At 62.6% G+C, this 12,496-nt stretch carries 12 protein-coding genes; 8 read left to right on the top strand and 4 right to left on the bottom strand.

All coding sequences use genetic code 11. The annotated features are described in order from the left end of the window. From aroA to rpsA, 4 genes are all read left to right on the top strand, one after another. Window positions 1–1,311 (top strand): 3-phosphoshikimate 1-carboxyvinyltransferase (gene aroA, locus EN906_RS08765; RefSeq protein ID WP_245484210.1); only part of this gene is annotated, 1,311 nt, incomplete at its 5' end. 10 nt (window positions 1,312–1,321) lie between these two features. Further along, the gene (locus EN906_RS08760) at window positions 1,322–2,128 is read left to right on the top strand and encodes a hypothetical protein (RefSeq protein ID WP_127269105.1); all 807 of its coding nucleotides are present in this window, start codon (window positions 1,322–1,324) and stop codon (window positions 2,126–2,128) included. Between the two features lie 151 nt (window positions 2,129–2,279). Further along, window positions 2,280–2,921, top strand: coding sequence for a (d)CMP kinase (gene cmk / locus EN906_RS08755; protein ID WP_127269104.1), 642 nt, complete (start codon window positions 2,280–2,282; stop codon window positions 2,919–2,921). 208 nt (window positions 2,922–3,129) lie between these two features. Continuing rightward, window positions 3,130–4,827, top strand: a complete 1,698-nt coding sequence (rpsA, locus tag EN906_RS08750; protein ID WP_013528183.1) for a 30S ribosomal protein S1 — start codon at window positions 3,130–3,132, stop codon at window positions 4,825–4,827. A gap of 104 nt (window positions 4,828–4,931) precedes the next feature. On the opposite strand, the gene EN906_RS08745 is transcribed toward rpsA, so the two are convergent. From EN906_RS08745 to EN906_RS08730, 4 genes are all read right to left on the bottom strand, one after another. After that, on the bottom strand, window positions 4,932–5,639 hold the full coding sequence (locus tag EN906_RS08745) for an SDR family NAD(P)-dependent oxidoreductase (RefSeq protein WP_127269103.1): 708 nt from the start codon (window positions 5,637–5,639) through the stop codon (window positions 4,932–4,934). Window positions 5,640–5,824: 185 nt separating this feature from the next. Further along, window positions 5,825–7,402 carry a 5-guanidino-2-oxopentanoate decarboxylase gene (locus EN906_RS08740; RefSeq protein WP_127272414.1) on the bottom strand — a complete coding sequence of 526 codons (1,578 nt, stop codon included), beginning with the start codon at window positions 7,400–7,402 and terminating at the stop codon, window positions 5,825–5,827. Next, complete coding sequence (locus EN906_RS08735) at window positions 7,399–8,046, bottom strand: TetR family transcriptional regulator C-terminal domain-containing protein (protein ID WP_236383290.1); 648 nt, start codon at window positions 8,044–8,046, stop codon at window positions 7,399–7,401. The genes EN906_RS08740 and EN906_RS08735 overlap by 4 nt, the downstream gene beginning before the upstream one ends. Further along, window positions 8,043–8,915: a dimethylarginine dimethylaminohydrolase family protein gene (locus EN906_RS08730; RefSeq protein ID WP_127268707.1), complete on the bottom strand. Its 873-nt coding sequence runs from the start codon at window positions 8,913–8,915 to the stop codon at window positions 8,043–8,045. The genes EN906_RS08735 and EN906_RS08730 overlap by 4 nt, the downstream gene beginning before the upstream one ends. 213 nt (window positions 8,916–9,128) lie before the next feature. On the opposite strand from EN906_RS08730, the gene EN906_RS08725 reads away from it, so the two are divergent. From EN906_RS08725 to EN906_RS08710, 4 genes are all read left to right on the top strand, one after another. Beyond that, the gene (locus EN906_RS08725) at window positions 9,129–9,944 is read left to right on the top strand and encodes an ABC transporter ATP-binding protein (protein ID WP_127268708.1); all 816 of its coding nucleotides are present in this window, start codon (window positions 9,129–9,131) and stop codon (window positions 9,942–9,944) included. Window positions 9,945–9,998: 54 nt separating this feature from the next. Next, window positions 9,999–10,799, top strand: coding sequence for a transporter substrate-binding domain-containing protein (locus tag EN906_RS08720; protein WP_023811511.1), 801 nt, complete (start codon window positions 9,999–10,001; stop codon window positions 10,797–10,799). 156 nt (window positions 10,800–10,955) lie between these two features. Then, complete coding sequence (locus EN906_RS08715) at window positions 10,956–11,669, top strand: ABC transporter permease (protein WP_206516821.1); 714 nt, start codon at window positions 10,956–10,958, stop codon at window positions 11,667–11,669. Next, window positions 11,669–12,478, top strand: a complete 810-nt coding sequence (locus EN906_RS08710; RefSeq protein WP_027039831.1) for an ABC transporter permease — start codon at window positions 11,669–11,671, stop codon at window positions 12,476–12,478. Before EN906_RS08715 ends, EN906_RS08710 begins: the two co-directional genes overlap by 1 nt. Window positions 12,479–12,496: the final 18 nt, after the last annotated feature.

Genomic DNA, 12,496 nt, shown 5'->3' with positions numbered 1-12,496 from the left:
CTTTCCGGCATCGCGCGCGTGCCGGGCGACAAGTCAATCTCGCACCGTTCCTTCATGTTCGGCGGCCTCGCCTCCGGGGAGACCCGCATCACCGGCCTGCTCGAAGGCGAGGACGTGATGCGCACGGGTGCGGCCATGAAGGCAATGGGCGCGCATATCGAGAAGAACGGCGACGAGTGGGTGATCCGCGGCACCGGCAATGGGGCGCTGCTGCAGCCGGAAGGCCCGCTCGATTTCGGCAATGCCGGCACCGGCTCGCGGCTGACCATGGGCCTTGTCGGCACTTATGACATGGAGACGACCTTCATCGGCGATGCCTCGCTGTCGGGCCGGCCGATGGGCCGCGTGCTCGAACCCTTGCGCCAGATGGGCGTGCAGGTGCTGAAGGCGACACCGGGCGACCGCATGCCGATCACACTGCATGGACCGAAGCATGCCGCGCCGATCACCTATCGCGTGCCGATGGCCTCGGCGCAGGTGAAGTCCGCAGTGCTGCTCGCCGGCCTCAACACGCCCGGTATCACCACAGTCATTGAACCCGTCATGACGCGCGACCACACCGAAAAGATGCTGAAGGGGTTTGGCGCCAATCTGTCGGTCGAGACCGACGAACGCGGCGTGCGCCACATCTTCATCGAAGGCCAGGGCAAGCTGACCGGCCAGACCATCGCCGTGCCGGGCGACCCGTCCTCGGCCGGCTTCCCGCTGGTGGCCGCACTGATCGTGCCGGGTTCGGACATCACAATCGAGAACGTGCTGATGAACCCGACCCGCACCGGCCTGCTTTTGACGCTGCAGGACATGGGCGGCAAGATCGACATCCTCAACCCGCGTAATGCCGGCGGCGAGGATGTCGCCGATCTGCGCGTGCGTTACTCCGAGCTGAAGGGCGTCATCGTGCCGCCCGAGCGGGCGCCGTCGATGATCGACGAGTACCCAGTGCTCGCGGTCGCCGCCAGCTTCGCCGAGGGCGAAACGCTGATGCAGGGGCTGGAGGAGCTGCGGGTGAAGGAGTCCGACCGGCTGTCTGCCGTCGCCAATGGTCTGAAGCTCAACGGTGTCGACTGCACCGAGGGCGAGGCTTCGCTTGCCGTGCGCGGCAAACCGGGCGGCAAGGGGCTTGGCGGCCATCCCAACGGCCAGGACACGACGGTGCAGACCCATCTCGACCACCGCATTGCAATGAGCTTTCTGGTGATGGGGCTGGCGACCGAAAAGCCGGTGACCATCGACGATCAGGCGATGATCGCGACCAGCTTTCCGGAATTCATGGGGCTGATGACGGGGCTGGGCGCGGAGATTGGAGCTTGAGGGCGATAAAATGGGCGAGAGCGAGTCTGGTAAGAAGGTAGGGATAAATATCGACGTTGGCATAGGAGCCAAAGCTGAGATAAAGGCGGAAATTCCGCCCCAATCTTCCGGTCGCTTGCTAGATGCCTTGACGGATATCATCCGACCGATATCAGAGGCTCGTGGTTTGCGCGCAGATCAGATTCGGCTTCAACGGGAGGACGTTCTAGTCGAGATAGCCAAGATTGCCCGAAAGCGCCTAGACATAGAAAGCGGCCAATTTAGTCCAATTCCTAACAAGGTATTGATTCCCGCTCTCGAGAAAGCCTCTCTCGAGAGCCCTGATGATGCTGAAATGATGGAAAGATGGGCGGAGCTTATTGCCAGCGCAGCGACAGGCAGCGGGATATCCCCCCATCTCGTAAACGTACTATCTGAGCTCTCTTCAAATCAGGCTGGCCTCTTGGAGAGAATATTCTGGATAGGGAACGCGACAGATGAGAAAGAATACAAAACCGACCAGGAAGATCGGCAGTACAGAGATCGAGTAAATTCGATCGTATCAGAGGCGCCGATTATTCATCATCCCCGTAGAACGTTAATTCTTGCGGGGGCTATTCGTAGACTCATTTCGATTGATGATCCTTACGAGTCATTTTTTTATTTTGCACAATGCATTTTGCCCGGACCCGGCTCCTTCTACATGAGCGCCTCTGTATCGAGCAAAGAATTTGGCGCGTTAAACTATATGCAAGACGTTTATAATGAAGGTATAAAAGTTGATATCGCCGTACTTAGGAATTTGTCTCTAATTGAAAAAAAAGGATATTTCGTTTGAAATGAGAGATAGCACCATAGTATGCTCTGTTGAGCTGTATCGGATTTCCTCATTTGGCTATTACTTCTTAAAAATGTGCTCACATAATATTAGAGAATTCATGGACAATTCCGGAAAGAAAGACGATGAACTTCGATAAATCGGGAAAACTATGACGATAGTCGCCATCGACGGCCCCGCCGGTGCCGGCAAAGGCACGCTGGCGCGACGGCTGTCCGACCATTACCACCTCAACCTGCTCGACACCGGCCTCACTTATCGCGCCGTCGCCCATGCGCTGCTGCGGCTGGGCCTGCCGCTCGACAATGTCTCGGCGGCGGAAACCGCTGCCCGTCAGGTCGACCTGGCAAAGCTCGACCGGGCGGTGCTGTCAGCGCATGCGGTCGGCGAGGCAGCCTCGAAGGTCGCCGTGTACCCGACGGTGCGGCGCATCCTCGTCGAGAAACAACGCGACTTCGCCAAGACGCCGCCCGGGGCCGTGCTCGACGGCCGCGACATCGGCACCGTCGTCTGCCCCGACGCCGACATCAAACTCTATGTGACGGCCAGCGCCGAGGTGCGGGCACAGCGCCGGTTGGCCGAGATCGAGAGCATCGGCGGGACCGCTGATTTCACCGAGATCCTCGCCGATATCGTGCGCCGCGACGAGCGCGACATGGGTCGAGCGGACTCACCGTTGAAGCCGGCGGTCGACGCGCACTTGCTTGATACCAGCGAAATGGCTATAGAAGCCGCGTTTCTTGCAGCCATGGCGATCATAGACGACGTGCTAGCCAAGAGAGACAAGGCCTGATCCGGGTTTTCCCTCGTATTTCCGTTGTCGGAGGCGAAGAAAATACCCATATCGGGCACGAACCAGCCTGCCAGCATTCTTCATGCGCCGGAATTGCCGCTTAAAAAGCGGCCCAGGGTTTTTGTAGCCCGGAACGCCGGCAGGCCAACGCAACGCTAACCTACGGCGCCCGTCCCGCTTCTAGATGCGGGGCACTCCAGGAGAAACAATGTCAGCTGCAAATCCCACTCGCGATGATTTCGCGAGCCTGCTCGAAGAATCATTTACCACAGGCCATTCCGGCGAAGGTCAGGTCGTCAAGGGTACGATCACCGCGATCGAAAAGGACATGGCCATCATCGACGTCGGCCTCAAGGTCGAAGGCCGCGTGCCGCTGAAGGAATTCGGCGTCAAGGGCAAGGACACCACCCTCAAGGTCGGTGACACCGTCGAAGTCTATGTCGAGCGCATCGAAAACGCGCTTGGCGAAGCGATGCTTTCCCGCGAGAAGGCCCGCCGCGAAGAGAGCTGGGTTCGTCTCGAAGAGAAGTTCACCAAGGGTGAGCGCGTCGAAGGCGTCATCTTCAACCAGGTCAAGGGCGGCTTCACTGTCGACCTCGACGGCGCCGTGGCCTTCCTGCCGCGCAGCCAGGTCGATATCCGCCCGATCCGCGACGTCTCCCCGCTGATGCACAACCCGCAGCCCTTCGAGATCCTCAAGATGGATCGTCGCCGCGGCAACATCGTGGTGTCGCGCCGTACCGTGCTCGAAGAGAGCCGCGCCGAACAGCGTTCGGAAATCGTGCAGAACCTCGAAGAAGGCCAGGTTGTCGAAGGCGTCGTCAAGAACATCACCGACTATGGTGCGTTCGTCGACCTCGGCGGCATCGACGGCCTGCTGCATGTCACCGACATGGCATGGCGCCGCGTCAACCATCCGACCGAAATCCTCAACATCGGTCAGACGGTCAAGGTGCAGATCATCCGCATCAACCAGGAAACCCACCGCATCTCGCTCGGCATGAAGCAGCTCGAGAGTGATCCGTGGTCCGAGATCGGCACCAAGTTCCCGATCGGCAAGAAGATCAAGGGTACCGTCACCAACATCACCGACTACGGCGCGTTCGTCGAGCTGGAGCCGGGCATCGAGGGTCTCATCCACGTTTCGGAAATGTCGTGGACGAAGAAGAACGTGCATCCCGGCAAGATCCTGTCGACGACCCAGGAAGTCGACGTGGTGGTGCTCGAGGTCGATCCGGCCAAGCGCCGCATCTCGCTCGGCCTCAAGCAGACGCTCGAGAATCCGTGGCAGGCTTTCGCCTCTAGCCATCCGGTCGGCAGCCAGGTCGAGGGCGAGGTCAAGAACAAGACCGAGTTCGGCCTGTTCATCGGCCTCGAAGGCGACGTGGACGGCATGGTGCACCTTTCCGACCTCGACTGGACCCGTCCGGGCGAGCAGGTCATCGAAGAGTACAATCGCGGCGACATGGTCAAGGCGCAGGTGCTCGATGTCGACATCGACAAGGAGCGTATCTCGCTCGGCATCAAGCAGTTGGCCAAGGATACGGTCGGCGAAGCGGCGACTTCAGGCGAACTGCGCAAGAACGCGGTCGTCACCTGCGAAGTCATCGGCGTCAAGGATGGCGGTCTGGAAGTGCGGCTGGTCGACAGCGGCATCGAGACCTTCATCAAGCGCTCCGATCTGAGCCGTGACCGCGACGAGCAGCGCCCCGAGCGCTTCACCGTTGGCCAGAAGGTCGATGCCCGCGTCATCGCCTTCGACAAGAAGACCCGCAAGCTGCAGGTCTCGATCAAGGCGCTGGAAATCGCCGAAGAGAAGGAAGCGGTCGCTCAGTACGGCTCGACCGACTCCGGCGCTTCGCTGGGCGACATCCTGGGTGCCGCGCTGAAGAAGCAGGGCAGCTAAGCTTCGGCTGTCTGCCGCGCCTCGCGCGCGGCCTCAACAAAAACCCCGCCGGAGCGATCCGGCGGGGTTTTTCTTTGACTTGACCGACGTGAAGGGTTGGAAGGTTACGCCCTGCCGTAAAGCGGCACCAGCGTGCCGCTCATCGCCTGATTGGCCGGCGAGGCAAGGTAGGCGATGGCCTCGGCGGCGGCTTCGAGGCTGCCCCATCTGGTGACATCGGCATCCGGCATGTCGGCGCGGTTTGCCGGCGTATCGAGTGTCGACGGCGCCACGGCATTGACCAGGATGCCCCTGTGCTTCAGCTCTTCGGCCATCGCCACCGTCATCGCGGCAACCGCCGCCTTGCTGGCGGCGTAAGCGACCATGCCAGCGCCGCGCCGCGGATCGAGCCCGGCGCGCGCCGTGACGTTGACGATGCGGCCCGCCGTGTCCGACGACAGCATTGAGCGGATCGCGGCGCGGCAGCACAGGAAGGCGGTGCGTGCATTGGTGTCCATCATCTCGGCAAAGGACGCCGACTCGATCTTTTCCACCGGTGCGGCGGTGAAGCCGCCGGCCAGGTGGATTGAGCCCCACAGGCCTGGAACCTGACTGTAGAACGCTTCGACCTTGGCAGGGTCCGAGAGATCGACATTGTGCACCAACTGGACACGGTCATGCGCGGCGAAGGGAAAATGCGCTGGTGCGGCGGCATGGGCGTTGGGCACATGGCAGATCGCGCCGTCACTCAGCAGTTTGCCGACAACCGCACCGCCGAGCGCACCGGTTCCACCGGTCACGACGATATGCTTGCCTTCAAGTGTTTCCGTCATCTTGGACGCTCCTGTCATTTTTTTATCGTTAGGTCGTTTCTGTGCCGCCGACGCGAAGCGTCGCGCCTTTTGCCCCGTCACTCAATTGACATCTCGACATGGCAGTTGTCGCGTCTTTGCATGCGTCCGCCCACCGGCCGGCCGTGGTTCAGGGCGGCGAGACGGGAAATACGTAGCACCGTCCTTCAGTCAACCGTGATTTCGATGACGCGCGGCAGTCCGGTGGCCCGGGCGCGCTTCAACGCGTCCGCGAGAGCGTCGATGTCGGCAAGCCGTTCGGCGCCGATGCCATAGGCCTCGGCCAGCTTGCAGAAATCCGGCGGCGCCGGCGATACGCCGACCGGCTCGACACCGACATCGAGCATCGAGGTTTCGATCTCGCGGTAGCCTCTGTTATTCCAGACGACGAAGATGACCGGCGCCTGCGCGTCGAGTGCGGCGCCCAATTCCGGCAACGTGAACTGGAAGCCGCCGTCGCCGGTCAGGCAGACAACCGGCGCATCGGGTATCGCAAGGGCCGCGCCAATCGCCGCCGGCGGGCCATAGCCGAGCGCGCCGAAGCCGGTGGCGGCATTGAACCAGCCGCCTGGGCGGTCGTGGTCGTAATAGAGGTTGGCGGCATAGATCGGCTGCGTCGAATCGCCGACGATGAGCGCGCCCGGCAAGGTGTCGCGGATCATCTCGACGGCGCGCACCTGTGCCTGCAGTGTCGGATTGAGCTCGGCAAAGGCTGTTTTTCGTATAGCAGCGGCGCGCGACGAACCGCCCTCGCTTGCCCGGACATGGCCCGTTTCCAGAAGCAGCGCTTCGAGCGCCTCAGCGCAATCGGCCTGGATCGAAACCGTCGCCGGGCGGCGGGCAAGCTGGTCGGCGCCGATATCGATGCGGATCAGATTGGCGGGCAGGACAAAGCCGCCATCGCTGTAGCCGTCATAGTCGGTCGGGCCGAATTCGGTGCCGGCGGCAATGACCAGGTCGGCGTCGGCCATCAGCGCCCGTACCGCCTTCAGGCTGGGACTGGCCGGCACGCAAAGCGGATGACCATGCAGCAGGCCGCGCGCATTGGTGGTCTGGACGACCGGCGCTCCCAGCCGCTCGGCCAGACGCCGCAGTGGCGCTTCGGCGCGTTTGGCGCCGCCGCCGACCAGGATCAGCGGGCGGCGCGCGGCACCGATGAGTTTGGCCGCGCTGGCAATTGCGGCACCTTCCGGCGCGGGTGGGGTCACATTGCTCAGCATGGCAGCGATGCCATCCGCCGACTTGACCATGACGTCGGTCGGGATCTCGATATGCACCGGGCCGGGCCGCGCCGATGAAAACAGGGCAAAGGCCTGCGCCAGGGCACCGGGCAATTCGCCGGCCTCGGTAACGCGCTGCGAAAACAGCGCCACCTTCTCCATCATGCCGCGCTGGTCCGGCAATTCATGCAGATGGCCCAGCCCCTTGCCCAGCGTCGGCGTGGCGTTGACGCCTGATATGACCAGCATCGGTACCGAATCGGCGCGTGCCTGCCCCATGGCGGTGATGGTGTTGGTGAGCCCCGGTCCGGTGATGACAAAGGCGACGCCCGGCTTGCCGCTGGCGCGCGCATAGCCATCGGCCATGAAGCCGGCGCCCTGTTCGTGACGCGGCGTGACGTGGCGGATATTCGAGCGCGCCAGCCCGCGGTAGAGCTCGACCGTGTGGACGCCCGGAATCCCGAACACCGTGTCGACGCCATGCGCTTCAAGCAGCGAGATGAGGGCTTCGCCGAGTGTCGTCATTGGTTTTCCTCCCCGTCCGGCGCGAGGCCTAGTTCGGCCTCGACAGTCTTGATGCCGATCGCCGCCAATTCGCCGGCCGAGAACATCTCGCCGGCCAGGCAGCCTTCGATCCAGAGTCCGTCGATGATCGCATTAATCGCGATGGCATGGTGGCGCAATTGGCTTGCGTCCGGATTGCGCCGTTCGGCGGCGAGCACCTCAGCCACAACCGCCTCCACCTCATTGCGAAAACCAAGGTAGCCTTCGCGGTGGGCGTGGGCCAAGGTCGGATCCGCTCTGGCGCGGCCGATGAAGGTTGCCCAGAGCGAAAACACCCGCGCATCGATGATCGGCGCATTGAGGTTGGCGGTGACGAAAGCCGCAAGGCGCTGGCGAGGCGAGGCATTCTCCATGACCAAAGCCGCTTTCGCCTGCTCGGTCATGCGGCCCATCAGCGCTGCATAGGCTTCCTGCAGCAATTCTTCCTTGCCGGGAAAATAGTGCCGGATCAGCCCAGCGGTGACGCCGGCACGCAATGCGATGGTGCGCAAGGTGGCGCCCTGCAGGCCATGTTCCGCCACGCTGTCCAGAGTGGCCTCGATCAGATCCTGCCGCCGCCGCTCCTCGCCCTCGCGACGGAACCTGCGGCGGGATGGCATATTCATTGGCGCAGGATCGGTCGCGTCAGGCATGTCGGCCCGCCCTCGCAGGCGATGCAGAGCGCATCCGCCTCGAAGATTTCGACCGTGCAGCCGGCGGCTTCCATCGCGGCTTTGGTCTTTGGAAAGCCTGCGACGGCAATGACCTTGTGTGGGCTGGTCGGCAGCACGTTCAGGCTAAGGCCGTTGGAAGCCGCGAACTCTTCGGCGTCGCCTTCGACCAGCCGGACGTTGCGCGCCTTCAGCATCTGATAGAACGGGGCCGGCAAAAGCGGTGAATAGACCAGTGCGAGGTCGTCGGCCAGCGGGCTGATCACCGACATCAGATGCAGGCACGCCTCTTCGCCTTGCCACAGCGGCAGATCAAAGCCGTAGACGGAAACGCCCAGCGGCGTCAGCAGGTTGGAAACCTGCTGGATGCCTTCCTGGTTGGAGCGGACACCGCGCCCGATCACCAGCGTGCGGGCATCGAGCCATACACAATCACCGCCTTCGACCTGGCCAGGAACCTCGACGCGGCCCAGGATTGGAATACCCAGCCTTCGGTAGGTTTCCTCATGCAGCGAGGGCTCCCTGGCGCGCAACGGCTTGCCCATGGACAGGATCAGCGCGCCGCGATCGGTCATCAGCGACGGGTCGTGCGTGAACACCGAATCCGAAAGTCCATCCGCCGTGTCCTCGATCCATTCGATTTCGGCACCGGAAGCCGCCACCAGTTCAGCAAGGAGCGCGTGCTGCGATGCCGCTTTCGCCGGATTGAAACCCGGGCCATAGTGCCAAGCAGCCCTGTCGGCATTGCGCATGGCGTTGGCCGCCGACCGCATCAGCACGCGGCGCAGCGGCGCCGCCATGGACTGTGATCCGAAAGCGCTCATCGAAGTCCTTTTTCGCTGAAAAAAATCGAGAAAATTTCATGGAAGGCTATTTATACACTTGCACAACAAGCTCGCAAGTGCCGTAATAAGCAGGATTGACGGGCTCGCGCCGTTGGGTCCATGCTGAAGTCTGGAGCGGGGCAGTACAGCGTATATGTTGATTAGCCGGATAGACGTTCGACGAACCGCCACCGACCCTGTAGAGGTCACCCAGTGAGCGTGGTGGAAGCTGCCACAGTCCAATCCGGCAAGGCGCATGACGGCGCCGCCGAAGCCATCCACGTCGAAAACCTGCACAAGAAGTTCGGTGAGCTGCATGTGCTGAAGGGCGTCTCGCTGTCGGCGCGCGACGGCGAGGTCATCGCCATCATCGGCGGCTCGGGCTCCGGCAAATCCACCCTGCTGCGCTGCATCAACTGCCTGGAAAACCCGACCAGCGGCATCATTCGCGTCAATGGCGAGGAGATCAAGCTCAAGGCCGACAGCCACGGCCACACCATTCCGGCCGACCGCAAGCAGATCGAGCGCATCCGCTCCAAGCTCGGCATGGTGTTCCAGAACTTCAACCTGTGGAGCCACATGACGCTGATCGAAAACGTCATCGAAGTTCCCGTACATGTGCTTGGCGTCAAGCGCGATGTGGCGATCGGCGAGGCCGAGAAACTGCTCGCCCGTGTCGGTCTGGCCGAAAAGCGCGACGTCTATCCGGCCTATCTGTCGGGCGGCCAGCAGCAGCGCGCGGCGATCGCCCGTGCGCTGGCCATCAATCCGCGCGTCATGCTGTTCGACGAGCCCACCTCCGCACTCGATCCCGAGCTGGTCGGTGAAGTGCTGAAGGTGATCGGCGACCTGGCGCGCGAAGGCCGCACCATGGTGCTGGTCACCCACGAGATGAAGTTCGCCCGCGAGGTCGCGACGCATGTCGTCTATCTCTACAATGGATTGGTCGAGGAAGAAGGCCCGCCCGAGCAGATCTTCGGCGCGCCCAAATCCGAAAGGCTGAAGCAGTTCATCCGCAACATCGGCTAGAACAGGCCGGGACGGAAGAAAACCGGGAACCAACAACAAACTGGGAGTTATGAAATGAAGACCGTTCTGAAGACATTTGCCGCAGCGCTGCTGCTCGGCGTCGCAGCCATGGGCGTGGCCAAGGCCGATCCCGTCAAGATCGGCGTCGCCGCCGAGCCTTATCCGCCCTTCACCTCGCCCGATGCTTCGGGCAAGTGGGTTGGCTGGGAGATCGACTTCATCGATGCCGTCTGCGCCGAGGAGAAGCTCGATTGCGTCATTACCCCGGTCGCCTGGGACGGCATCATCCCGGCACTGACGACCAAGAAGATCGACCTCATCGTCTCCTCGATGTCGATCACCGCCGAGCGCGCGAAGACGATCGATTTCTCGGACAAGTACTATAACACGCCGACCGCGATCATCGGCCCGAAGGACCAGAAATTCGGCTCCGCCCCGGACGACCTCAAGGGCAAGATCGTCGGCGTGCAGGTTTCGACGGTGCACGCTGTCTACGCCAAGAAACATTTTGGCAGCACAGCCTCCGAGATCAAGGAATACCAGACCCAGGACGAAGCCAACAACGATCTTGCCGCCGGCCGCCTCGATGCGGTTCAGGCCGATTCCATCGCGCTTGGCGAGTTCCTGAAATCCGACCAGGGCAAGGCCTGCTGCGACCTGAAGGGCATGGTCGCTCCCGATGACGAAGTGCTCGGACCGGGCGTCGGCGCCGGCGTGCGCAAGGAAGACACCGAACTGAAGGGCAAAATCAACGCCGGCATCAAGGCGATCCGCGCCAACGGGAAGTATGACGAGATCTCGAAGAAATACTTCGATTTCGACATTTACGGCGGCGGCGGCGCGCAGTCGAACTGACGATCCTCGTATGAGCGGTGGGGTATGGCGTCAGCGCCGTGCCCCACCTGCCCGATCTTTCCCAGGCATGTTTGCCGCCGACGCAGCCGTCGGCGGTTGGCCAGCACTTCGGGGGCGACGCTGATCGACGCACTTCTTTCGGCCTCCGCGGCCGGCATCACCGAGCTTCTCTCGCCCTACCCGCCAGGCTGGGGCGGGACGCTTCTGGTCGGGCTGCTGCACTCCATCGAGATCGCGCTGGGCGCCACGTGCCTCGGCCTTCTGATCGGCACCGGCGGCGCCTATGGCAAGCTTTATGGCGGGCCGGTGGTGCGCGATCTCCTGGCGGTCTACACCACCATCGTGCGGGCTGTGCCCGAACTGGTGCTGATCCTGCTGCTCTATTACGCCGGAACCGACCTGATCAATCAGGCGCTGACGGCCATGGGCTATCAGCGCGTCGACGTGAGCGGCCTTGCCGCCGGCATCGCCGTGCTCGGCTTCGTCCAGGGCGCCTATTCGACAGAGGTGATACGCGGCGCGATCCTGGCCATTCCGCAGGGCCAGATCGAGGCCGCCCGCGCCTATGGAATGTCTCCGGGCCTGCTGTTGCGGCGCATCACCTTGCCGTCAATGCTGCCCTTCGCCATACCGGGCCTCGCCAATCTCTGGCTGATCGCCACCAAGGATACCGCGCTATTGGCGGTCGTCGGCTTCTACGAACTGGCGCTGGCGACGCGGCAGGCGGCGGGTGTCACCAAAGCCTATTTCACCTTCTTTTTCGCGGCGGGCGTGCTCTATCTGCTTTTGTCGCTGTTCTCCAACCTCGTCATCGGCCGGGTCGAGACCTGGTCGCGGCGCGGCATGCCTTCGCTCAAGGAGGCGCGCTGATGGCCAACGAGGCTGCCATCATCAACGTCGTCGCGCGAACATCGCTGTGGCTGCAGCCGCACCGCATCGTGCTGATCCTGATCGCACTGGGCCTTGTTTTGTCGGCTGCCTTTTTCATGCGCTGGGACTGGCTGCCGCAATATTATGAAATGGGCTTGATCGGCATCTGGCGGTCGCTGTGGATCCTGGCCGTCACCTGCGTGCTGGGCTTTCTGCTCGCCGTGCCGCTCGGGCTGGCGCAAGCCGCCGGCTCATTCTGGTTCGCCGCGCCTGCCAAGGTGTTCTGCACGGTGATCCGGGGCACGCCGCTGCTGATCCAGCTCTGGCTGCTCTATTACGGCCTGGGTTCGCTGTTCCCGCAATATCCGTGGATCCGCGAATCCTGGATGTGGCCATATCTCAGGCAAGCCTGGCCCTATGGCGTGCTGGCGTTGACCCTGTCTTTCGCCGGCTATGAGGGCGAGGTGATGCGTGGCGCCTTTGCCGGTGTGCCCAAGGGACAACTGGAGGCGGCGCGTGCCTTCGGCATGAGCCGCTGGAAGGCATTCCGGCGGATCTGGCTGCCGCAGGCCATCTACCGGGCGCTGCCGACGCTGACCGGCGAGACCGTGCTGCAGTTGAAATCGACGCCGCTGGTGGCAACGATCAGTGTCATCGACATCTTCGCCGTTTCGTCCAAGGTGCGGCAGGACACCTACCTCACCTATGAGCCCCTGCTGCTGCTGGCGCTGATTTACATGACGATCACCGGTATTCTGGTCTTCGCCTTCAGCAGGATAGAGGCCAGGATCCCCAACAAGATTGGCTAGAGGGGAGTAGGGGAGTAG

Source organism: Mesorhizobium sp. M7A.F.Ca.CA.004.06.1.1 (assembly GCF_003999135.1).
In the GTDB taxonomy this organism is placed as follows: domain Bacteria; phylum Pseudomonadota; class Alphaproteobacteria; order Rhizobiales; family Rhizobiaceae; genus Mesorhizobium.
The sequence above is the reverse complement of the archived record's forward strand: the minus strand, read 5'-3'. Positions and strand labels throughout refer to the sequence as shown.

Bases quoted from the DNA above. Each gene is read 5' to 3' on its own strand.
- EN906_RS08760 (WP_127269105.1), top strand. From the start codon at position 1,322: ATGGGCGAGAGCGAGTCTGGTAAGAAGGTAGGGATAAATATCGACGTT.
- cmk (WP_127269104.1), top strand. From the start codon at position 2,280: ATGACGATAGTCGCCATCGACGGCCCCGCCGGTGCCGGCAAAGGCACG.
- rpsA (WP_013528183.1), top strand. From the start codon at position 3,130: ATGTCAGCTGCAAATCCCACTCGCGATGATTTCGCGAGCCTGCTCGAA.
- EN906_RS08745 (WP_127269103.1), bottom strand. From the start codon at position 5,639: ATGACGGAAACACTTGAAGGCAAGCATATCGTCGTGACCGGTGGAACC.
- EN906_RS08740 (WP_127272414.1), bottom strand. From the start codon at position 7,402: ATGACGACACTCGGCGAAGCCCTCATCTCGCTGCTTGAAGCGCATGGC.
- EN906_RS08735 (WP_236383290.1), bottom strand. From the start codon at position 8,046: ATGAATATGCCATCCCGCCGCAGGTTCCGTCGCGAGGGCGAGGAGCGG.
- EN906_RS08730 (WP_127268707.1), bottom strand. From the start codon at position 8,915: ATGAGCGCTTTCGGATCACAGTCCATGGCGGCGCCGCTGCGCCGCGTG.
- EN906_RS08720 (WP_023811511.1), top strand. From the start codon at position 9,999: ATGAAGACCGTTCTGAAGACATTTGCCGCAGCGCTGCTGCTCGGCGTC.
- EN906_RS08710 (WP_027039831.1), top strand. From the start codon at position 11,669: ATGGCCAACGAGGCTGCCATCATCAACGTCGTCGCGCGAACATCGCTG.